Annotated in this window: 23 protein-coding genes and 1 riboswitch; of the genes, 3 read left to right on the forward strand and 20 right to left on the reverse strand. The window is 37.0% G+C overall.

Going from position 1 to position 23,382, the window contains the following annotated elements; translation table 11 throughout:
• Window positions 1–147: 147 nt before the first annotated feature.
• From BLR36_RS15065 to BLR36_RS15150, 18 genes are all read right to left on the reverse strand, one after another.
• The gene (locus BLR36_RS15065; protein ID WP_093062569.1) at window positions 148–912 is read right to left on the reverse strand and encodes a DUF3891 family protein; all 765 of its coding nucleotides are present in this window, start codon (window positions 910–912) and stop codon (window positions 148–150) included.
• A gap of 142 nt (window positions 913–1,054) precedes the next feature.
• Window positions 1,055–2,452 carry a Fe-S cluster assembly protein SufB gene (sufB, locus tag BLR36_RS15070; protein WP_090567075.1) on the reverse strand — a complete coding sequence of 466 codons (1,398 nt, stop codon included), beginning with the start codon at window positions 2,450–2,452 and terminating at the stop codon, window positions 1,055–1,057.
• Between the two features lie 21 nt (window positions 2,453–2,473).
• A complete protein-coding gene (gene sufU, locus BLR36_RS15075; protein WP_093062570.1) occupies window positions 2,474–2,908 on the reverse strand; it encodes a Fe-S cluster assembly sulfur transfer protein SufU in 435 nt (144 codons plus the stop codon).
• On the reverse strand, window positions 2,898–4,130 hold the full coding sequence (locus tag BLR36_RS15080; protein WP_093062571.1) for a cysteine desulfurase: 1,233 nt from the start codon (window positions 4,128–4,130) through the stop codon (window positions 2,898–2,900). The genes sufU and BLR36_RS15080 overlap by 11 nt, the downstream gene beginning before the upstream one ends.
• Window positions 4,130–5,437, reverse strand: coding sequence for a Fe-S cluster assembly protein SufD (gene sufD / locus BLR36_RS15085; RefSeq protein WP_093062572.1), 1,308 nt, complete (start codon window positions 5,435–5,437; stop codon window positions 4,130–4,132). Before sufD ends, BLR36_RS15080 begins: the two co-directional genes overlap by 1 nt.
• Window positions 5,438–5,455: 18 nt before the next feature.
• Window positions 5,456–6,235 (reverse strand): Fe-S cluster assembly ATPase SufC, encoded by a 780-nt coding sequence (gene sufC / locus BLR36_RS15090; RefSeq protein WP_093062573.1) that lies wholly within the window; start codon window positions 6,233–6,235, stop codon window positions 5,456–5,458.
• Between the two features lie 562 nt (window positions 6,236–6,797).
• On the reverse strand, window positions 6,798–7,955 hold the full coding sequence (locus BLR36_RS15095) for a dicarboxylate/amino acid:cation symporter (RefSeq protein ID WP_093062574.1): 1,158 nt from the start codon (window positions 7,953–7,955) through the stop codon (window positions 6,798–6,800).
• 254 nt (window positions 7,956–8,209) lie between these two features.
• Window positions 8,210–9,181: a nuclease-related domain-containing protein gene (locus tag BLR36_RS15100; protein ID WP_175454095.1), complete on the reverse strand. Its 972-nt coding sequence runs from the start codon at window positions 9,179–9,181 to the stop codon at window positions 8,210–8,212.
• Between the two features lie 309 nt (window positions 9,182–9,490).
• Complete coding sequence (locus tag BLR36_RS15105) at window positions 9,491–10,297, reverse strand: MetQ/NlpA family ABC transporter substrate-binding protein (protein ID WP_093062576.1); 807 nt, start codon at window positions 10,295–10,297, stop codon at window positions 9,491–9,493.
• A 62-nt stretch (window positions 10,298–10,359) separates the two neighbouring features.
• Window positions 10,360–11,028, reverse strand: a complete 669-nt coding sequence (locus BLR36_RS15110) for a methionine ABC transporter permease (protein WP_093062577.1) — start codon at window positions 11,026–11,028, stop codon at window positions 10,360–10,362.
• The gene (locus BLR36_RS15115) at window positions 11,021–12,046 is read right to left on the reverse strand and encodes a methionine ABC transporter ATP-binding protein (RefSeq protein WP_093062578.1); all 1,026 of its coding nucleotides are present in this window, start codon (window positions 12,044–12,046) and stop codon (window positions 11,021–11,023) included. The genes BLR36_RS15110 and BLR36_RS15115 overlap by 8 nt, the downstream gene beginning before the upstream one ends.
• Before the next feature lie 90 nt (window positions 12,047–12,136).
• A riboswitch (SAM riboswitch) is annotated at window positions 12,137–12,241 on the reverse strand.
• Between the two features lie 35 nt (window positions 12,242–12,276).
• Window positions 12,277–12,597: a thioredoxin family protein gene (locus BLR36_RS15120; protein ID WP_093062579.1), complete on the reverse strand. Its 321-nt coding sequence runs from the start codon at window positions 12,595–12,597 to the stop codon at window positions 12,277–12,279.
• Window positions 12,598–12,608: 11 nt separating this feature from the next.
• Window positions 12,609–12,959, reverse strand: coding sequence for a toprim domain-containing protein (locus tag BLR36_RS15125; protein WP_093062580.1), 351 nt, complete (start codon window positions 12,957–12,959; stop codon window positions 12,609–12,611).
• A 75-nt stretch (window positions 12,960–13,034) separates the two neighbouring features.
• On the reverse strand, window positions 13,035–13,415 hold the full coding sequence (gcvH, locus tag BLR36_RS15130; protein ID WP_093062581.1) for a glycine cleavage system protein GcvH: 381 nt from the start codon (window positions 13,413–13,415) through the stop codon (window positions 13,035–13,037).
• 74 nt (window positions 13,416–13,489) lie between these two features.
• Window positions 13,490–13,852 (reverse strand): arsenate reductase family protein, encoded by a 363-nt coding sequence (locus BLR36_RS15135; RefSeq protein ID WP_093062582.1) that lies wholly within the window; start codon window positions 13,850–13,852, stop codon window positions 13,490–13,492.
• 89 nt (window positions 13,853–13,941) lie between these two features.
• Window positions 13,942–15,723 carry an acyl-CoA dehydrogenase family protein gene (locus BLR36_RS15140; protein ID WP_093062583.1) on the reverse strand — a complete coding sequence of 594 codons (1,782 nt, stop codon included), beginning with the start codon at window positions 15,721–15,723 and terminating at the stop codon, window positions 13,942–13,944.
• Window positions 15,724–15,746: 23 nt separating this feature from the next.
• A complete protein-coding gene (locus tag BLR36_RS15145; protein ID WP_093062584.1) occupies window positions 15,747–16,922 on the reverse strand; it encodes an acetyl-CoA C-acetyltransferase in 1,176 nt (391 codons plus the stop codon).
• Window positions 16,923–16,951: 29 nt separating this feature from the next.
• Window positions 16,952–19,372: a 3-hydroxyacyl-CoA dehydrogenase/enoyl-CoA hydratase family protein gene (locus BLR36_RS15150; protein ID WP_093062585.1), complete on the reverse strand. Its 2,421-nt coding sequence runs from the start codon at window positions 19,370–19,372 to the stop codon at window positions 16,952–16,954.
• 161 nt (window positions 19,373–19,533) lie between these two features.
• Here BLR36_RS15150 and BLR36_RS15155 point away from each other — a divergent pair, with 161 nt between their 5' ends.
• Window positions 19,534–19,854 (forward strand): thioredoxin family protein, encoded by a 321-nt coding sequence (locus BLR36_RS15155; protein ID WP_093062586.1) that lies wholly within the window; start codon window positions 19,534–19,536, stop codon window positions 19,852–19,854.
• Between the two features lie 193 nt (window positions 19,855–20,047).
• Window positions 20,048–20,512 (forward strand): STAS domain-containing protein, encoded by a 465-nt coding sequence (locus tag BLR36_RS15160; protein WP_093062587.1) that lies wholly within the window; start codon window positions 20,048–20,050, stop codon window positions 20,510–20,512.
• A 72-nt stretch (window positions 20,513–20,584) separates the two neighbouring features.
• Here BLR36_RS15160 and eis read toward each other — a convergent pair whose 3' ends face one another.
• The gene (gene eis / locus BLR36_RS15165; protein ID WP_093062588.1) at window positions 20,585–21,844 is read right to left on the reverse strand and encodes a GNAT family N-acetyltransferase; all 1,260 of its coding nucleotides are present in this window, start codon (window positions 21,842–21,844) and stop codon (window positions 20,585–20,587) included.
• Between the two features lie 139 nt (window positions 21,845–21,983).
• Here eis and BLR36_RS15170 point away from each other — a divergent pair, with 139 nt between their 5' ends.
• Entirely contained in the window at window positions 21,984–22,499 is a 516-nt protein-coding gene (locus BLR36_RS15170) for a C39 family peptidase (RefSeq protein ID WP_093062589.1), read from the forward strand.
• On the opposite strand, the gene BLR36_RS15175 is transcribed toward BLR36_RS15170, so the two are convergent.
• The gene (locus tag BLR36_RS15175) at window positions 22,500–23,375 is read right to left on the reverse strand and encodes a 5'-3' exonuclease (RefSeq protein ID WP_093062590.1); all 876 of its coding nucleotides are present in this window, start codon (window positions 23,373–23,375) and stop codon (window positions 22,500–22,502) included.
• Between the last annotated feature and the right edge of the window lie 7 nt (window positions 23,376–23,382).

A 23,382-nucleotide genomic window follows, 5' to 3' on the forward strand; every position in this document is an offset into this window, starting at 1 on the left:
ATTCGCAAGTCTGAAGCGCCTCGAGGGGTTAGGCGCTGGAGTCTGGATGAAGAATACCTTATAGAAAGTTATCCACCTGCCAAGGATTTTATAAATTCCTAAAGCAAGGTAAAACCAGTCAAAGTGTTTTGACTGGTTTTTTTGAAATTATTTGAATTTAACTTTTCTTATAGAAACTGGTGTATCCTTAAATGCCTGCAAGAGCCCATCCTTTTCAACCTGGTCTTTCAGAACTTCCTTATAAGGAAGTTCTACAATTAGTTCGCTCTTTAATGGTGAGAACGATAAAGTAACGAGTTCTTCGTTTTCCCAACTTGCGATAATTGGCTTATCCGTCACAAATAGAAACAATTGTGGAAATCCATTTTTGAAAAAAGGATGTTTTGACCCATTTTTTCCTGGTTCGTGTAAACAAATAAACAAAGATAGAAAATCCGAAAATTTTAACAGATCCAGATGATACATCAATACTTCTTTCTTCTCTTCATTACCGCTTATGCCAAGCTCTTTGGAAAGTCGATCCTGTCTCTGCTTCTCTAAATCCCAAAACTCCTGAACAGCGGCTTCTTCTGCATCCTGTACAAAAGAAGAGTAATGTAAACTACACAGCAAACAAGCATATTTACTCATTTCTTCCACTTCATCTAAGCCTTTTTGGTAAAAGGAAATTTTAAGATCCGTAGGGTAATCAATAAAAGAGTAAGGAAGCTTTGATTTATCGTTCCAAAGTGGAGCCTTATCTGGTTCTATCCAACCACGGTCATGCTCTTGAATTGCTAAAATTACTTCGTCAAAGTGTTTAGCATCATAATAATATTCATCTTTACAATGGTCTGCAATTTTCTTCGATACTTGCGCATGATCATCCTGCGTGATCATTACATAGCTATTTTCTCGTTCAAAAAGAATCATTTTATTAGCTCCTCTTAGGTCATTCGATTAAAGATTTATCCTCTATTATGATTACCACTGTATGAGTATACTTAAACTAACAATGCTAAAAAAGCAGCAAGGTGAAATTTTACACCTTGCTGCTTTTATATATAGTGGTAGATTAACCGATAGAGCCTTCCATCTCGAATTTAATGAGACGGTTCATCTCTACTGCATATTCCATCGGAAGTTCTTTTGTAAATGGTTCGATGAAGCCCATTACGATCATTTCAGTAGCTTCTTCCTCACTTAGCCCACGACTCATCAAGTAGAATAATTGTTCTTCAGACACTTTTGAAACTTTTGCTTCATGCTCTAAAGAAATATTATCGTTCAAGATTTCGTTGTAAGGAATAGTATCAGAAGTTGACTGATTATCCATGATCAATGTATCACATTCGATATTTGCACGAGCACCTGTAGCTTTACGTCCGAAATGAACGATACCACGGTACGTTACTTTACCACCTTGTTTCGAAATAGATTTTGAAACAATGGTAGATGAAGTATTTGGAGCTAGATGCATCATTTTCGCACCAGCATCCTGGTGTTGCCCTTTACCAGCAATTGCAATAGAAAGGGTCATACCACGAGCACCTTCACCTTTTAAAATAACTGCTGGATATTTCATCGTTAATTTAGAGCCGATGTTTCCGTCAATCCATTCCATTGTTGCATTTGCATCACAAACAGCACGTTTTGTAACTAAGTTATAAACGTTGTTTGCCCAGTTTTGGATTGTTGTATAACGGCAATAAGCATCTTTTTTAATTATAATTTCAACAACCGCACTATGCAGTGAGTTAGTCGTGTAGACAGGAGCTGTACATCCTTCTACATAATGCACAGAAGCACCTTCATCAACAATAATTAGCGTACGTTCGAATTGACCCATGTTTTCTGAGTTAATACGGAAGTATGCTTGTAGTGGTGTTTCCACTTTTACGCCTGGTGGTACATATATAAATGACCCACCCGACCATACTGCTGAGTTAAGAGCAGAGAACTTGTTATCAGATGAAGGAATTACTGTACCCCAGTGTTTTTTGAATATATCTTCATTTTCACGAAGAGCGGAATCAGTGTCCTTAAATACAATCCCTAAGTCTTGTAGCTCTTGCTTCATGTTATGATATACAACCTCTGATTCGTACTGTGCAGAAACACCAGCAAGGTATTTTTGCTCCGCTTCAGGAATACCTAATTTATCAAATGTAGCTTTGATTTCATCTGGCACTTCATCCCAAGAAGTTTCTGTTTGTTCAGAAGGCTTTACGTAATACGTAATTTCATCAAAGTTTAATGACCCTAAATCTCCACCCCATTGAGGCATTGGTTTTGAGTAAAAAATTTCTAACGCTTTCAAGCGATAATCTAACATCCATTGTGGTTCTGATTTCATACGTGAGATCTCTTCAACGATTTCTTTCGTTAAGCCACGTTTAGAACGGAAAATGGATACGTCTTTATCGTGGAAACCATATTTATAATCACCAATTTCAGGCATTTTTTTAGCCATCGTATTTCCTCCGTTCGTTTGTTATTCTTTTTCCTCTGAAACCCCTTTTTCCATCGCTTTCCAAGCTAATGTTGCACACTTGATACGCGCTGGAAACTGAGAAACACCACTTAATGCTTCTATATCATCAAGCTCTAGAGAATCATCGTAATCTTTCCCAAGCATCATTTCGGAAAAAGTTGTAGAAAGTTGTAGAGCTTCCTCTACAGACTTTCCTTTCACTGCTTGTGTCATCATAGATGCAGATGCCATAGAAATCGAGCATCCTTCACCATCAAATTTTGCATTCTGGATTTTACCATTTTCCACTTGAAGTGTTAAATGAATGCGATCTCCACAAGTAGGGTTATTCATATCAATTGTCAAAGCGCCATCCTCAATACTACCTTTGTTCCGAGGATTTTTATAATGATCCATAATGACACGGCGATAAAGTTGATCTAAATTAGAAGACATCGTTAAAATACTCCTTTGCTGAAAGCAACCCAGTAACTAGACGATCTAAATCCTCTTCTGAATTGTATATATAGAAACTAGCACGAGCAGTTGCCACACATTGCAACCATTTCATCAATGGTTGTGCACAGTGATGTCCTGCACGAACTGCAATTCCACTCATATCTAAAACTGTTGCAACATCATGTGGATGTACATCATCTAAATTGAATGTAACAATTCCTGCACGCTTTGTAGGATCCACAGGTCCATAAATGGATAAACCATCAATCGCAGACATTTTTTCCATTGCGTAAGCAGCTAACTCATGTTCATGCTTTTCAATTTCATCTAAGCCAATTTCCTCTAAGAAATCTATAGCAGCTCCAAGACCAATGGCACCAGCAATAATTGGCGTTCCCCCTTCGAATTTCCAAGGGAGCTCTTTCCACGTAGAATCATACAAACCTACGAAGTCAATCATTTCGCCACCAAATTCAAATGGCTCCATTTTATCCAATAATGCTTCTTTCCCGTATAGTACCCCTATACCAGTAGGTCCACACATTTTGTGACCAGAGAATGCTAAGAAATCACAGTCTAAGTCTTGAACATCTAATTTTAGATGAGGTGCAGCCTGTGCACCATCAACTACCATAACTGCTCCATGTTCATGTGCAATTTGTGTTATTTCTTTAATTGGATTCATTGTTCCTAAAACGTTTGAAACATAGACAATCGACACTATTTTTGTTTGGTTAGTAATTGTTTCTCTAACCTTTTCTAAAGAAAGTGTACCGTCTGCTTCTAAATCAATATATTTTAATACGGCACCAGTTTTCTTAGCTAGTTGCTGCCAAGGAATAATATTGGAATGGTGCTCCATATGCGTAATAACAATTTCATCGCCTTCTTTAAGGTTAGCTTGGCCGTAGCTCTGCGCCACCATATTGATAGCAGTCGTTGTACCACGAGTGAAAATAACTTCTTTAGTTGATTTAGCATTAATGAACTTACGAACCTTTTCGCGTGCACCTTCATAACTGTCCGTTGCTCGGTTACCAAGTGTGTGAACTCCACGATGCACATTAGAGTTTTCAAATTCATAATACTTTTTAATAGCTTCAATCACTTGAATTGGTTTTTGAGAAGTTGCACCATTGTCTAAATAGACTAATGGATGTCCATTGATCTCTTGATCTAAAATCGGAAAATAGCTACGAATCTCTTTAGTATTCAGCATTAGCGAACTTTCCTTTCAATAACCTCCGTCAGCTGTTTCTTCACGCCTTCGATAGGTAATTCGTTTACTACAGGAGCAAGGAATCCATGAATTACTAGACGCTCTGCTTCATGTTGAGAAATACCACGGCTCATTAAATAATACAGCTGAAGTGGATCTACTCGGCCAACTGATGCTGCGTGACCTGCTGTTACATCATCTTCATCAATTAAAAGAATCGGGTTTGCATCTCCACGGGCTTTTTCACTAAGCATTAAAACGCGAGAAGTTTGCTCAGCATTAGATTTAGTTGCTCCGTATTCAATTTTACCAATACCATTGAAAATAGATGATGCTTCGTCTTTCATAACGCCGTGCTTAAGAATTTGACCTTCTGTATGCTTGCCCCAGTGAATTACTTTTGTTGTAAAGTTTTGTTTTTGATTTCCACGACCTACAACAACCATTTTTACATGACCCTCTGAATTATCCCCAACTAAATGCGTTGTGTTTTCAGAAATTGTATCACTGTCATTCATCATACCTAATGCCCATTCAATAACAGCATCACGGCTTGTTACACCACGACGGTTAACGTATGTTGTAAATCCATTTGCTAGAACATCAACTGTTCCAAATGTAACTTTTGAATTATCTTTGGCAATCACTTCTGCCACAATATTTGCTTGCCCTTCTGCATGCTCAACAGTAGAGAGGTAGTTCTCAACATATGTTACTGAACTATTGTCATCTGCTACTAGTAAAGTATGGTTGAATAGCGAGGCAGTTTTATCGTCATGTAAATAGATAACTTGAATTGGTTCTTCAATAACTACATTTTTAGGTACGTATACGAATACACCACCATTTAATAGTGCAGCATGAAGTGCAGTTAATTTATGTTCCGTAACTTTGACACCATCTGTCATAAAGTACTGTTGAACTAGCTCTGAGTGATCTCTAACTGCTGTATAAATATCGGTTAAAATAACACCTTTTGCTTTAAGTTCTTCTGATAATGAAAGAAAAGCAGGAGTATTATTATGTTGAATGTAAATATTTTTTTGCTCATCTGCATTTACAACTGCTTTCACTTCTTCAGGAAGCTCGGCTAAAGTTGTAAATTTACTGCTATCTACAGTATGAACTGGAAACTCTGTGAAATTCCAGTTAGTAATTTTTGTTTTGTCTGGTGTTGGCATCGGAAGTGCTTCAAGTTCACCAAGTGCTTTTAGACGAATTTCTGTCATCCAGCTTGGTTCTTGTTTACCTTCTGAAAAGGAGCGGATATCTTGCTCGGTTAATGCCAATTTTGTTTCAACCGTCATGCTTATTCGTCCCCTTTCTTATGCTTCTTGTCCAACTGTTTCATCTTCGATTCCTAACTCTTCTTTAATCCATTCGTAGCCTTCAGCCTCTAAACGTTGAGCAAGCTCAGGACCGCCGGATTTTACTACGCGACCTTGCATCATTACATGCACATGGTCAGGAGTAATATAGTTAAGAAGACGTTGATAGTGAGTAATTACTAAGCTACCGAATCCTTCGCCGCGCATTTCATTGATCCCTTTAGATACAACTTTTAATGCATCGATATCGAGACCAGAGTCGATTTCATCAAGGATAGCGAATTTTGGTTGTAGCATCATTAATTGAAGAATTTCGTTACGTTTTTTCTCTCCACCAGAGAAACCTTCATTTAAATAACGCTGAGCCATATCTAAATCCATCTCTAAAAATTCCATTTTGCTATCAAGCTCACGGATAAATTTCATTAATGAGATTTCATTACCTTCTTCGCGACGCGAGTTGATCGCTGAACGAAGGAAATCTGCATTTGTAACACCAGTAATTTCACTTGGATATTGCATTGCTAGGAATAGACCTGCTTGTGCGCGTTCGTCAACTTCCATCGCTAAAACATCTTCTCCGTCCAATTCGATTGAACCAGAAGTAACTTCATATTTTGGATGACCCATAATAGCAGAAGCTAAAGTAGATTTACCTGTACCATTAGGACCCATAACTGCGTGAATTTCGTTCGTATTAATCGTCAAATTAACACCTTTTAAAATCTCTTTACCGTCTATTGCAACGTGTAAATCTTTAATAACTAAAGTCGACATCTAATAACCTCCATTAAGTAAATACGAATGTATAATCATTCTAATTTATTATCATTCTAATCTTAACCCAAACGGAGGTACCTTGCAAATCATTTGGAGCATATTCTATTTAATATTGTAGAATATACAGATTTCCTGTTTTCTCTTGACATTTACACTAAACTAATAGGCAAATAGTATTCTCTTTTTGTTTTCAATAAGAATAAGCTAAATGAGAAACGATTTCACTATGAATGTAGTGAAAACAAAACAAAAGAATCCACGGAGAACTTCTCCGTGGATTCTTGTATATTATCCCCTAAATGCCTGGGCATCAATTTTTGCCGCTATTTGCATAGACTTTTCATGATCTTCTTGTCGCTTATTTTCAACTTGCAATCGTAATTCCTGACTTTGTCTCAATTCATCGTACCCAAAACCATGTACTCCTCTAAATGCGTGGTCCATCTGTTCTGTATAAGGTAAATCGTCCGAACTGATAATGAATCATTCCTCTCTGTTTTTTAGTTCATAACTTATATACCCGCTATTTTTAGCTTTAAACAATTAATTTAAAAATAGTTTAAGATTTTTTAGAAAACTTATCTACGATTATAGCTAAAGCACCGTCACCAGTGACATTTGTCGCCGTTCCAAAACTGTCCTGAGCGATATAAAGAGCAATCATCAATCCTATCATTGCCCCGTTAAATCCAAGCATAGTTTCCAATAGCCCAAGTGCCGCCATAACTGCTCCACCTGGAACTCCGGGAGCTGCAATCATTGTTACGCCAAGCATAAATATAAATGGTATAAATGTAGATAACGCAATACCTTGCCCATTAATAAGCAAAACACCAATGGAACATGAGACAAGCGTAATCGTGCTACCCGACAAATGGATTGTTGCGAATAAGGGAATTGTAAAGTCAGTTACTTTTGCTGAAGCCCCTGTTTTCTGTGCCTGTTTTAACGTTACTGGAATAGTTGCTGCTGACGATTGTGTTCCTAAAGCTGTAAAGTAAGCTGGCGACATTATTTTCAATAGCTTCAAAGGATTTTTCCCTGTCAACGTACCTGCAGCAGTATATTGCAAAACAAGCATTACTAGATGCAAAGCTATAATCATGATAAACACGACTCCAAAAACAGATAATACCTTTGCAACTTGTCCCCCGTATGCCATATTCATAAAGATCCCAAAAATATGGATTGGTAACAATGGAATGATGATAAAAGAAATTACCTTCTCAATAATCTCACTAAACTCTTCAAACACATTTAGCAAAGTGTTTCCTTTCAACTTAGAAATCCCAATTCCCATGATAAATGAGAACACTAACGCAGTCATTATGTCCATCATCGGAGGTATCGGCATCTCAAATAAGCCACCAATTAGAAATTCCTCCGGATTCTCTAACTTAACACTCTCCTTACCACCGATAAGCATAGGCAGTAAATTCGAAGCTACAAAAAATGCTATTAAGCCAGCTACAATTGTAGATAAATAAGCAACACCGGTTGAAATTCCCAGTAATCTCCCAGAACCCTTTCCTAGCTTAGCTATACCCGGAACGATAAATCCAATAATAATGAATGGAACAATAAAACCTAAAAATGCACTAAAAATACTATTAAAAGTAGCCATTACCTCAACCACTATTTTAGGTACTACTAACCCCAATAAAACACCAGCCAATATCGCTACTACTATTCTCGGTAATAAACCAAACCTCTTCATATATTGTCCTCCTCAAACGTACAAATGTATTATTTCAAGCATTTGTATACTTTAGCACACTCACTTATTAAAGTGAATAGGGTGGATAATATACGGAATATTTTATTAATGGAGGGGTGGTTTGATGTGGTTATGGGCTATATCCACAATTTAATGGGCTATTTGTATTCGATTAAGGGCTATTTCGTTGAATGTATGGGCTATATTTCATTTTATGGGCCATTATTGATGGTTTATGGGCTATCCTATGACATTTATGGGCTATATTCACGGGGGATTGAGCTTTTCATTATATATTTGGTTGATTTTTTATCTCCTATTTTAATTAGACTAGAATTTATTAATATTCTTTTAGCTTCATAGCGACTGTTTAATAGCAAAAATTCTCGACAGGTTTTATTCGTAATATAATTATTGCACAACAAAAAATAGGTCCGAAGTGATTCTATATGTGCCTTTGAATCCTTCAAATAACACTGTGGACAATACCATTTCTTTTGAATTTTTTGCATGCCGATTTGTCCACAATTCGGACACGCTACACCTCGTATAACATCACTAGCATCAATATAAAAATGTTTGGTAAGCGGGAAATAAGAAAAAGGAGAGTTTTTCTTTAAGATAAGTTTCTTGAGTAAATCAATTTGTGAGTTGGTAAGAACCGGAGTATGATCTTGCAGATTTCGAAGATAAGAATGTATTTCATTTGTATAAAGAATGGATGCTTTACTACTAGAGGTTTCCACAAAACTTTTTCGTGTTGCAAATACTATAGCTCCATTGACGGGAATAGAGAAGTTATGAGCGGATAGGAATTTTGAGAGTAAGTATTTATATTCTGTAAGCTGTGTTACCGGGCAAGGGTAATTGTTGACTTCCCCAGAATCCCTAGTTTGAATCAACTGTGATGGATTCTCCTTAAATTCCAATTTTCCAGTAATATTCTTTATCTCTAGTATTACTGCTCCATATGGTGTAATAAGTAGAACATCCATTTCAAAAGTTTTCTCCGTGCGAAGCATAACTTTATGGAAAACAAAGCATTTAAATGGTAATTGCAGTTTTTCTAATTCTTTAAATACAATTTTCTCACCATAATCTCCAGCTCGTGTAGTTTGAATTTCGATGAGTAGTTTGTTGTAAAACGGATGCATCAGAGGGAGTCTTTTTGCTAACAACTCCATTGCTTCTAAATGAACCGAGTTGGAATACGGTTTAATAATCACTCTATTATCACCTCCCATATAGATTACCAAAGATAGATTGTTAAAGAAAGTAGTTGTTAGAATTTTTAGATAATAATTCCAGAAATATCTTATGGGCTATACTCACGTTTTATGGGCTATTCGACTACATTTATGGGCTATGTTAATGTATTTATGGGCTATTTCGAAGTTTATGGGCTATATGTGGTGTTTTATGGGCTATCCTTGCTCATTTATGGGCTATTTCCATAACTTTATGGGCTATGCGCCTCGACACAACACCCCACCAAAAAACAGACACCCTAGGATGTCTGTTTTCTCAAAATACTATTATTTTACCGGTACTACTGATCCGCCCCACTCACTTAGGATGAAGTCTTGGATTTCTTTAGATTTTAATGCTTCTACTAAAGCTTTAATCTCTTTACTATCTTCGTCACCAGAGTTTACAGCGACAATATTTACGTATGGTGATTCATCAGACTCTTCAATAGCGATTGAATCTTCTAATGGGTTAAGACCAGCGTCTATTGCATAGTTAGAGTTGATCAATAGTGCATCGCCTTCATCATTTTCATATAACTGAACCATCAATGCTGATTCATAGTTTGCGTCGAATTCAAGGTTTTTAGGATTTTCTACGATATCTTTAACTTCTGCTTTTGTTTTGTCAACGCCTTCTGCTAATTTAATAAGACCTTTTGCTTCTAACATAGCAAGGATACGTCCGTGATCTGCAACGGAGTTACTCATTAAAATAGTTGCACCTTCAGGAAGTTCTTCGATAGAACCATATTTTTTAGAGTATAAACCGATTGGTTCGATATGGATTTCACCAGCTTTAGCGAAGTCATAGCCAAAATCAGCTTTTTGTCCTTCAAAGTAAGGGATATGTTGGAAGTAGTTCGCATCCAAATCACCTGCGTCTAAATCTTTGTTTGGTAATACATAATCTTGATACGTTTCTATAACTAATTCAATTCCTTGTTCTTCAAGGATAGGTTTAACTTCTTCTAATATAACAGCATGAGGTACGTTAGATGCACCTACTACAAGCTTGCTACTATCTTCTTCTCCACATGCTGCTAGTGCTAATGCACTCACTGATAATAAAGCTCCAGCTAAAAACTTCTTCATTCTAAAATCTCTCCCTTTTTATCTTTTATTTCTATGTGATCGAGTATTCTCGCTAACACCATTTATCGTTTATCAATTTTAGTCGTAATTACATCGCCTATCCACTGGATAATAAATACCATGATTAATATTAAGATCGTTGCAATTAATGTTACGTCTGTTCTACCTCTTTGGAATCCATCTAAGAAAGCTAAAGTTCCTAGTCCGCCTGCACCGATGATTCCAGCCATTGCCGTGTACCCGACTAGTGAAATACCTGTAACCGTAATTCCTGATACTAAAGCAGGCATTGACTCTGGTAATAAAACCTTCCATATAATAGTAGAAGTTTTAGCACCCATTGATTTTGCGGCTTCTAATACACCCTTGTCTATCTCACGTAGTGCTATTAAAACCATACGTGCATAAAATGGAGCTGCTCCGATTACTAAAGCGGGAAATGCTGCATTGGGTCCACGCATTGTACCGACTAAAAACTTCGTTAATGGGATCAATAAAATGATCAAAATGATAAATGGAATGGAGCGAAATATATTAACGAACGCTCCAGTTAACCAATTAGCCAGTTTGTTCGCCCATGCCTGATGCGGACTAGTTAAGAAAAGTAGAAGACCGAGAACTAGTCCAATAATTGCCGTTAAAATAGTTGATACGGCAGTCATATATAATGTTTCAAGTGTTGCTTCCCACATTTTAGGCCAATCAACATTTGGAAATAAATCATTAATCATTGTTGATCACCTCTGTATTTACTTTTTGTTCGTGAATATAGCGAATTGCCTTATCCACTAATAATGCATCTCCTTCAAGTTGAAGGATCAGCGTACCAAATGCGCCATTTTGCGTATGTGAAATATTACCTTGAACAATGTTTACATCTAGATCAAACTGCTTGATAAGTCTAGACAAAATAGGCTGAACTGTTTGCTCACCAACAAATCCTAGTTTGATCAGTTTTCCATCTGGATAAAGCTCTTTTAACTGTTGGATTGTTTGTAAAGCTTTACTGGAATCATTGATTTGCGAAACAAAACGCTTCGTTATTGCCTGCTGTGGGTTTTGGAATACATCTAAAACATTTCCTTCTTCTACAACATGCCCTTTTTCCATTACAGCTACTTGGCCACAAATTTTTTGTATTACTTGCATCTCATGCGTGATCAATACAATCGTAAGACCTAACTTTTCGTTAATGCTAACTAAAAGATCCAAAATAGAATCCGTAGTTTCAGGATCTAAAGCCGATGTTGCTTCGTCACAGAGAAGTACTTCTGGACGGTTTGCTAATGCACGGGCAATCCCAACACGTTGTTTTTGACCGCCTGATAATTGAGATGGATAGTAATGTCCGCGACCCTCTAATCCTACTAGATCAATTAGCTCGTTAACTCTTGTTATGCGCTGTTCTTTTGGAACACCAGCAATTTCTAACGGAAATGCAATATTTTCTGCAACTGTTCGAGACCATAACAGATTAAAATGTTGGAAAATCATACTAACCTTTTGTCTTACTTGACGAAGCTTTACTTCATTTATCTTTGTGATATCTTGATTATTGACGATAATTTGACCGGAAGTCGGTTTTTCTAATCCATTTAATAATCGAATAAGTGTACTTTTACCTGCACCACTATATCCGATGATGCCAAAGATTTCACCTTTTTTTATGTCAAGATTCACCTCTTCTACCGCAACAATCGTACCTTGTTTCGTGCTAAACTTTTTTGAAACATTATTTAAACTAATCATGGGAACCTTGCCACCTTTCTATCTAAAAAAACCCTCCTGCAAAAGAGCAGAAGGGTTTTACGTTATCCATTTTAATAACATTCATCCATTCTCTCATTTCCCAAAGCATTTGCTTTGCGTGATTTGGCACCATTTCATGTACATGACGGTTGCCGGGCTTCAAAGGGCACTTCCCTCCACCTCTCTTAATAAGAGTGTTACTATTAAGTTTCGTAGTATATCGTATATTATCACATGCCTACTTGCTCGTCAACTCTTTTTATCGTATCTAAAATAAAGGGAACTGATTGAAAGGCATATATTTTCTTATATACCATGTCATCTTTAGCGATTAGCAAACATGGAACGCTTTCGATTTGATAATCCGCAGCAAAATTTCCCAAATAGTTTATATTTGCTTGACCAATAGAAAAAGGTTTCATTTCTTGTACAACCTGCATCATTTTACTTGCAACTTGGCATGTTCCACATAAAGGTGTATATATATATAACATTGTAAGCTGACCGCTATTCTTGTTTCTATTCCACTGATCAAGTGTCCATTCATTCATATTCCATCATCCTAAAGTAAAAAGTCTCTTTTCACTTTTATATTAACACTTTTTAGAATAGAAGCCAAAACTTTGAACGGTGTAGTCGCTACTTCACAGTACATTGGATTGGTATATAGATGAATTGCTTCAGGGTATTCTTTTCGTACAACGGAGCGAATTTGCTCTCCTGATTTATCTGCATCTAAAAACGCATATATAGGAATACCGTCATAAGGACTTAAAATTTCTTCAAGCTTTACATTCGATATCGTTCCGTTTGTACAAATAATTTCTGTTGATTCATCAAGAAGTTGAAGAAGCTTTAGTTTATCCGATCTTCCCTCAACAAGAATTATTTTTTCACTAAAGACAATAGCCATTTTCGCATCTCTCCTAACTATGCCCTTTCCAATATTATATGAAAAAAACGCCGTTATTAAGCGGCGTTTTCATAATTATTGTGAAATTAATTCTTCGTATTTTTCTGGAGAAAGTAAAGCCTCTACTTCTGCCAAATCAGCAGGTTCAATAACGATCATCCATGCATTTTCATAAGGGGATTCGTTTACAAATTCAGGACTATCTTCTAATTCTGAATTTACTTCTAACACTTTACCGCTAATCGGTGCATATAGCTCAGAAACAGTTTTTACAGATTCTACACTACCGAATGGATCTCCTGCCTTGATCTCATCTCCCACTTGTGGAAGCTCGACAAACACGATATCTCCTAGTTCTGATTGTGCAAATTCAGTAATACCGATACGGACATTTCCGCCTTCAGTTTTTACCCATTCATGCTCTGCTGAGTATTTTAAATCCTTAGGTGTGTTCATTAAATGTTCCCCTCTCCATTATTAATACATTCATCTATAATATTCACATATTTTTATAGTAAAAACAAGTCACTTTAAGAAGTCTTCCAAACGTCTTCAAACCGTTCTTCCTTGAATCCTAATGTTAATTTTTTCCCGTCAAAAACAATTGGTCGCTTGATAAGCATCCCATCAGTGGCAAGTATAGATAATTGTTCATCTTCTGACATTGTAGATAATTTATCTTTCAGTCCAAGTTCACGATACTTCATACCAGAAGTATTAAAGAATTTTTTTAGCTCTAATCCACTTACTTCATGCATTTCTTGAAGTTGTTCCTTAGTTGGGGGAGTTTCTACGATATGATTTTCTATGTAATTAATTCCATTGTCCTTTAACCATTTACTCGCTTTTCTGCAAGTACTACATTTAGGATAACCGTAAAATTCAATTGTCATATGGTACCACCTTTTTCTTTTTATCATACCTAATATTATAAAAAAATACAAAAAGCCGACCCCTTAGAATCGGCTTTTCATATGTTTAATTAAAGAACGTATTTTTCTGCTTCAATCAATTTAACTGATGCTTCACGTTTTTTCTCAATTACATTATATGGTGTAAAGCGAGTTAATTTACGTAAAGCAGAAATCATCATACGTTGTGTATCTCCATCTACTGATGCAATAAGTGTTTCTTTTGCTGCTTGTTCGATTTCAATAAAGGCTTCTTGAGTGAAGATTTGTGTATAAAGAAGTTTTTGTGCTGCTTTTTCTTCTCCATCACGTCCGATTGCTTTTTCTGTCCGTAAAACTGCTGATTCCATCGCAAATATGTTATTAGCAATATTTGCGATGTTCACTAGTACCTCTTGTTCTGCCTCTAGCTTTGTACCAAAACGTTGTGCAGCTAGACCAGCTACTAAGATACCAATTTTCTTCGCATTAGCTACTAATACTTTTTCTTGTGCAAGAGCTTCCGTGCCAACCTCTTCTGGCATCATCATTAATAGCTCTTCTTGTAAGCCTTGAGCCTTTTGAAGAAGTGGTAATTCACCCTTCATCGCTTTTTTCAGGAATGTTCCTGGAACGATTAGGCGGTTGATTTCGTTTGTTCCTTCAAAAATACGGTTAATACGTGAATCACGGTAAATGCGCTCTACTTCATATTCTTGCATGAAGCCATATCCACCATGTAATTGAACAGCCTCATCAACGATATAGTCTAAAACTTCTGATCCTACAACTTTGTTAATAGAGCATTCAATTGCATATTCAGCTATAGAAGCAGCAATTGCTTTTCCATCTTTTTGCTCTTCAGCACTTAATTGACTCATGCGCTCTTCAAAATATCCTACTGTACGGTAGATTAAGCTTTCTGTTGCGTACAATTTAGAAGCCATCGTTGCTAATTTGTTCTTCGTTAAATTAAAGGAAGAGATTGGTGTTTTAAATTGTTGGCGCTGGTTCGTATAAGAAATAGCTAATTCTAATGCACGTTTAGAACCACCAATTGTACCTACTCCTAATTTATAACGTCCAATATTTAAAATATTGAATGCGATAACGTGCCCTCGACCGATTTCTCCTAATAGATTTTCTACAGGAACTTGAGCATCCTCTAAAATTAGTGTACGAGTAGAAGAAGATTTAATACCCATTTTCTTTTCTTCTGCTCCAACAGATACTCCTGGGAATGTTTTTTCAACGATAAATGCAGAGAATTTGTCTCCATCTATTTTAGCGTAAACTACGAATACATCAGCAAATCCTGCATTTGTAATCCATTGTTTTTCACCATTTAACACATAATGTGTACCTTCTGCATTTAACTTTGCAGTAGTTTTTGCACCTAATGCATCAGAACCTGAACCTGGCTCCGTTAATGCATAAGCAAATATTTTGTCGCCTGAAGCAGAGTTTGGTAGGTATTTTTGTTTTTGTTCCTCATTACCAAAAAGAACGATTGGTAAAGTACCAATTCCTACGTGTGCTCCGTGTGTAATAGAGAATCCACCAGCCACAGACATCTTCTCTGCAATAAGAGCAGATGAAATTTTGTCTAAGCCAATTCCGCCATATTCTTCAGGAATATCAGCAGCAAGTAAACCTAAATCACCTGCTTCTTTTAATAAACGCACAGAGTGATCAAATTCGTGATGCTCCAAATTTTCCACTACTGGCAGAACAGAGTTTTTCACATACTCCTCTGTCGTTTTCGCAATCATCTTTTGTTCATCATTAAAATCTTCAGGTGTAAATACACGACTAGCGTCTAAATCTTCAATTAAAAATGCTCCGCCTCTTACTACATCCTTTAATTCGTTCATATCCATTCCTCCTAATTGTTTGTCTATAGTATTTCGAACACTCCAGCAGCTCCCATACCGCCACCGATACACATTGTTACAACTCCGAATTGTTTTCCTTGTCGTCTAAGCTCACTCATCAATTTCAACGATAAAATAGTCCCTGTCGCTCCAAGTGGATGCCCAAGTGCAATCGCTCCACCATTTACATTAACCTTATCCATATCTAATCCTAAGTGTCGAACTACTTGAATGGACTGGGAAGCAAATGCTTCGTTGATTTCCCAAAGGTCGATATCCTCAATGGACAGACCTGCAAGTTTTAATGCTTTAGGAACTGCAACAATTGGACCGATACCCATTATTTCTGGAGGTACTCCCCCAACAGCGAATGAACGGAATTTCGCAAGCGGTTTTAATCCTTGTGCTTCTGCAACTTCGCGGTCCATGATTAGAACAGCACCTGCTCCATCAGAGGTTTGTGAAGCATTTCCCGCTGTAACAGAACCACGAACATTGAATGCAGGACGCAGTTTCGCAAGAGTTTCTATAGACGTACCAACACGCACTCCCTCATCCATTTCGAACATAAATTTTTTCTGTTGTGCTTTATTGTTTTCATCTACAAAATTCTTAATAACTTCCACCGGCACAATATCATCATTAAACTTTCCTGCTGCAATCGCCGCTGCAGCTAATTCATGGGATCTTACGGCAAATGCATCCTGATCTTCACGACTAATACCATATTTAGTTGCTACTTGTTCAGCTGTATGACCCATTCCCATGTAATACTGTGGGGCTGTTTGTGCAAGATGTGCGTTAGGACGAATTGTATTTCCCATCATCGGCACCATACTCATAGATTCCACTCCACCTGCAAGAATCGCTTCGGCGTGACCTAACATTATACGCTCTGCACCGTATGCGATTGACTGTAAACCAGATGAACAGAAACGATTTACTGTTATTGCTGGTGTGGTATCCGGTAGTCCTGCTAATGCACCAATATTACGTGCAACGTTCATCCCTTGCTCTGCTTCAGGCATTGCACAGCCTAATATAAAATCATCTATCGGGCCATCATAACCACCCGCTCGTTGTAATGTTTCTTTAACTACTAGTGCTCCAAAATCATCTGGACGAACAGTTGCTAAAGATCCTTTTTTCGCTTTTCCTACAGGCGATCTCGCCCCTGCTACTATAACTGCTTCACGCATGAGTTTTCCTCCTTTACCTTTATGCAACATTAGTTGCGTAATGGTTTACCTTTCACTAGCATGTGCTGCATTCTTGCTTGCGACTTTGGATCTGCCACCAAGCTTAAGAAAGCTTCTCGCTCTAAGTTAAGTAAATATTGCTCATCCACTAACGTACCGTATGGAACTTCTCCACCTGCAATAACATAAGCAAGCTTTTTCGCGATTTTGAGGTCGTGCTCACTGATATATCCTGAAAGAAGCATTCCTTCAGCACCTAAAATAAGTGCAGCGTAGCCAGGTGACCCTGAAACAGGTACTTTTTCACGAATCGGTGCTTTATACCCTGCTTCGGCATGAGCTAACACTGCTTGCTTCGCATCGTAAATTAAATGGTCTGGGTTCACGCTTATACCGTCTGCAAAATTCAAGAAATTATTTTCACGAGCTTCCTCACCCGATGTTGAAACCTTTGCCATAGCTATTGTTTCAAATACTCTGCTTGCAACAGATAAATAGTCAACTTCTACACCGTGTGGAAGTCCTTTTAAATGCTTGATATAAAGCTCTTTATTACCCCCACCACCTGGGATAAGACCAACACCAGCTTCTACTAACCCCATATATGTCTCAGAAGATGCTTGGATATGAGCAGCTGGTAAGCAGGTTTCTGCTCCCCCACCTAAAGTCATACCAAATGGAGCAACTACTACTGGTTTAGCCGAGTACTTAATTTTCATCATGGCATTTTGGAATTGACGAACAACAAAATCTAATTCGAAAATGTTATCATCCTGTGCTTCCATTAAAATCATTCCAAGATTTGCTCCAACACTGAAGTTTTTACCTTGGTTGCCTATAACAAGTCCCTTGAAGTTCTTCTCTACTTCCTCCACCGAAAAGCTAATCATTTGAAGGATATCTAGACCAATCGAGTTCGATTTAGAATGGAACTCAAGCAAAGCAACTCCATCTCCTAAATCTATTAAACTAGCACCCGAATTAGATTTAATGACGCCATGTTTTTTCTTATATCTTTTTAAATCAATCGCCTTTTCACTTACAGGAACTAATGAATAATCAGTTCCGTTGAAATAGTATTGATCTCCATTTTCTTCTTTGTAGAAGGATTGGAATCCTTTATCAAGTAAAGACTGAACGAACGCTGGAACTTCAAGTCCTTCAGCAGACATCTTTTCAACTGATTCCTTGACTCCGATTGCATCCCATATTTCAAAGGGACCTTGTTGCCAGCCGAAGCCCCACTTCATCCCTTGGTCAATTGCAACGATATCATCCGCAATTTCTCCGTGTAATTTAGCCGAATAGATTAACGTAGGACTTAAAATACTCCAAAGCAATTCACCAGTTCTATCTTTTGCATAAGTTAATGTTTTCACTTTTGCAGCAAGACCTTTTTGTTGCTTCGCCATTTCTATTGAAGGCGTTTTCAATTTTTTCATTGCTTCATATTCAAGTGTTTCAGGATTTAACTCTTTTATTTCTTTTCCTTCTTTTAAGAAGAACCCTTGCCCAGTTTTAGCTCCAAGCCATTTGTTATCCAGCATCTTTTGCATAAATGCAGGTACTTCAAATACTTTTTGTTCCTCTCCAGTTGTTTGGTCATATACGTTTTTTGCAACATGCGCAAATGTATCCAGACCAACAACGTCTAATGTACGGAATGTCGCTGACTTAGGACGACCAATCAGGGGACCTGTAACTGAGTCTACTTCTCCAACGGAATACCCTCTTGCTTGCATTTCGCGTAATGTTACAAGTAAACCATATGTCCCAATGCGGTTTGCTATGAAGTTAGGAGTATCTTTTGCAAGTACGACACCTTTTCCTAATACATCTTCTCCAAACTGCTTCATGAACGCTACAACTTCAGGAGCTGTCGTCTTAGCAGGGATTACTTCTAATAGTTTCAAATAGCGTGGTGGATTGAAGAAATGTGTACCTAAGAAATGCTTTCCAAAGTCCTCCGTTCTACCGTCTACCATTGCGTTAATACTAATACCAGATGTATTGGAACTAATAATAGTTCCTGACTTACGGAATGCATCTATTTTTTCATATAAGCTCTTTTTAACTTCTAAGTTTTCTACTACTACTTCAATAATCCAGTCCACGTCTTTTAGTTTTTCCAAATCGTCTTCTAAATTTCCAGCAGTTATTAACTGTAGGTTTTTCTTAGAAGTAAGTGGTGCTGGTTTTTGCTTCAACAATTTTTGAATGGCTGTTTCAGCAAATTTATTTCTTACTGTTGGATGCTCTATAGTTAATCCCTTTGCTTCCTCATCTTGACTCACTTCTTTTGGTACGATATCTAATAATAATGTAGGAATGCCAATATTCGCTAAATGAGCAGCTATTCCTGAACCCATTACCCCTGAACCTAAAACAGCAGCCTTTTTAATTTGATATGTCACGTGCAAAGCCTCCCCTTTTCTTGAATGAATGCTCATTCATTTTAATTACAAAAAAAATAAAAGCAACCTCTATAACTAATAGTTTAGAACAATATTTAAATTTTCGCAATAATAAAATGAATAAATAATTCTTTTTTCTTTCTCCTACTTAAGAAACAGTGTACACTGTAATCAAAGTCATAGGAGGTAAATAAAACATGCAAAAAATTACAACTACTGAACAATTCAACGAAATTATTTCTGGAGACAAAGAGGTTTTAGTAAAATTTGAAGCTGGCTGGTGTCCTGATTGCCGTCGTATGGAAATGTTCATCGATCCAATCGTTGAAGAATATAACCAGTATACTTGGTACGAAGTCAATCGTGACGAACTTCCAGAAGTTGCTGAGAAATACGAAGTAATGGGTATCCCAAGTCTTCTTATTTACCAAAATGGCGAGAAAAAAGCACATCTACATAGTGCAAATGCAAAATCACCTGAGCAGGTAACTGAATTTCTAGAGGCACAAACTAAGTAAGAAAGTATCTCTAAGACCAAGCTTCTAAATGTTATACTGCGACGAGCTTCGCGCAGGAGCACAGTAACTGAATTTCTAGAGGCACAAACTAATAATTAAAAGGCTGTTTCGTCAAGAAGCAGCCTTTTATTTTTCACACTTTGTGAACTAATAATATAGTATAATATGAAATAAAACAGAGGTGCTTACCAAGATGTCCCAAGAACAAGAAATAATTGAACTTAAAGAAAAAATTGCTTATTACGAGCGAATTATTAATACAATTTCTACTCCCATAATTCCTTCGATCGTGCCGAAGACTATACTAATACCGATAGCTGGATATATGTTTAGAGAGCGCTTTGAAAATATACAGACGAAAACACTCCACTATATCGGAGAGCATAAAGAAATAGAACATGCAGTCTTTGACTTTACTGGAGTTAATGTAGAAGATGTGGAATCATTCGATTACAACGAACTTGCTATGTCCATTTCCAGTTTAAATAGCTCCCTTCGATTAATGGGAATACGCCCCATGTATGTAGGGTTCAATCCTCGGTTTATCCGTGAAATTGTTCACGCTAGTATTCAAGTGGACATCGAGACATATAAAAGTTTCCGTGATGCCTTGAACAAGCTTTTAGTAGAATCAAAAAAATCCATCAGTATTAAATAAAAATTGTTATGGAGAATTGCTATTAAAAGCAACTCTCCTTTTTTTGCTGTTAACTAGAACACTAGTTAATGTTTAAAAAGATGTAAAACAAATTGGCCCATTCTTTGGTTTGAACCAGTCGTCTAGTTCTTTTGGATTTTGCTGTTGCACCTTCACTTCCCCGTAATTATAAAGCGATTCTATCGTTACACAACCCATCCACCATGAACTTAAATCATGAATCCCGATAGAAATATTTGCTTGACCATGGTTCCTCTCAACTTTATGGATTTTCCACTGGTCACTACTATAAGACAATTCATATATCCCTTGCTGCTCAGGTATAAATGAATCCTCCACTTCTAACAAAACCTTAGTATTTCCTTGAGGTTTTCCTAAACCGTGAAAATTAGTATCATTAACAAATGTTTCTATATTAGTAATACGATACATGATTCCCGAACCTGACGCTGCCACTTCATGATACACACTTGGAATTACATGATTGGAATCATTCATGGGATTAGAAAGACTATAGACTAAGGACTTATCATTCGTAGGGAAAATAACTCGATCTACTTGGTCCTGCTGTGAACTTACCCAAGAAGCTAGTTGTTTATAAGCACTTGGATTGCTCCATATCCATTCATGAATAATCATATGCTGATGTAGAAAATGACTATCTTTTACCGGTTCCAAAGTGAAAGCTAGGGCACCTACTAGACGATTTTCTTCTTCTACCCCAACATAATATGTTTTCCTAGCTTTAATGTATTCCCTTTCCTTCCAAGTTCTTTTGAACATTCCATGATTTTTCTGAGCGTATTCATTATATAGAGATACGATAGCCTCTTCATCCGATGGTGACAAAAATTTCACCTTACTTTTATTGCCATCTGTTATGAGGGCTCCTGGTTTAAATTTAAATTCATATCGTAATGGTCCGTAGCCATAACCCATTTTCCGATAAAAGCTTGGATTAAATGGATAAAGCGAAACGAGTGCAATATTTTCTTGCCGAGCATAGTTATGAAAATACGAAAGTAGTTTAAAAGCGATTTTTTCTTTTTTATGTAATAAATGAACAGCGACCATGCCGATACCGAATATACGCTGGAATTTCCCATTAATATTACATTCAAAATCATTTACCCGAAATATTCCTAAAAGCTCATCACTCTGTTCATCAAAACAACCAAAAAATTGAATATCATTATCTTGACTTTGTTCTGTTTCCAACCGCTCTATGAATTCTTTTTTCTTTTCGTCCGACTGGATGAGCATCCCAGGATATGCAAGTGAAGCAATATCGGCTGCTTGTTTCCAGTCCTCTGTTTGTAGTAACCTAATCATTCCATTTCCCCCTCTATTAACGATTATGTTAAATTGTATTATAGATTAGACGAACAATTAAGAAAATAAAAATTTTATTAGATTTAAAAAAAGAGTTTCCCAAGTGTAAAAGGAAAACTCTATTATTAGGAGGTCGAACATGAAAGTACAGCTTCGGGTTCAAGGTTTTTCTCAATATGATGCATCGATACAAGCAAATTACCGAGCTTCTGCGTGTGGACCAGTTACTGCTTACGTTTTGTTAAATTATTTGCTTCCTCAAGCATCCCCCTTTCCACCTAATGTTTTATATAATAAATTAGGTGGAACGCGCATTGGGTTATTTACCTATCGTTTTATTCGAAAGATGCGAAAATTACTCGGACCTAATTGGAAAGTAAACAAATGTACATTGCAAGTAGCTTTAAACGAATTGAAAGAAGGAAGACCCGTCGCATTAAAATTCGATAAATACTTTTCGCTTAAGTGGAACAAAAAATTCTCTTTTTCCTATCACTGGGTTCCTCTTTTAGGCTATGAATTAGTAGATAATGAAATAATACTAATAATCCATGATAACGGCGGCAGAAATCGTCCCAGTCAGATTAGAAGAGTTCGCTATGCAGATAATGCTTCCATATTAACGTTTGTTCAAATAACTCCATTAGGGACATAATTATTTCTGAAGCTGCCTAGCCAAAATTGTATAACCATGTTCATATAAAAAGTCATGCTTTTCCGAAGAGATATCTCCGATTAGTAAATGGTCTAACTCTGCTTCTATTGGCACATCCCTACGAATAGTAGCCAACTCTTTGGAAAGCTTTAACATCTCTAAATCCGTTTCAATTTTCGTTCGTTGACCTACTTTCAAAAGTGGCAATGCTTCTATTACTTTATCGACATTGCCATAGGTTTTGACAAGCTGTAGTGCTGTTTTTGGTCCAATCCCCTTCACTCCCGCATAGCCATCACTAGAATCTCCCATAAATGCCTTTACATCGGGGAAAAGTAATGGGGAAATACCGTATTCTTCAAGGAATCGATCTTCATTGTATACATCATAAATTGTAAATCCCTTTTTCGTAAATGCAATTTCTGTGGATGGCTCAAGTAATTGAAGAAGATCTTTATCTCCACTAACTATCGTAAACCTAGCATCATCTTTCCATTTATGTGTAATCGAAGCAATTGTATCATCCGCTTCCATTCCAACTATTCCAAAATTCATCCATCCCAAATGCTCCGATAACTCCTGTGCCATATCGAACTGTGGTATAAGTTCTTCAGCTGGCTTAGGACGGTTTGCTTTATAGCCGTCAAATAACTCATTTCTAAATGTCAGCATGCCTTTATCCCAGCAAACAGCCATATGTGTTGGCTTCATTAAATTTTGTGCGGCCAATACATGGCGAGCAAATCCCTGTACTGCATTTGTCGGAATTCCTTTGTCATTATTAAAATAATTCCCAGACATTGCAGTGGCAAAAAACGATCTAAATAATAATGCCATTCCATCTATTACTAATACATGTGGTTTTTCCTGAGTCATTTCAAAC

This window comes from Psychrobacillus sp. OK028 (assembly GCF_900103605.1).
Taxonomy (GTDB): Bacteria; Bacillota; Bacilli; order Bacillales_A; family Planococcaceae; genus Psychrobacillus.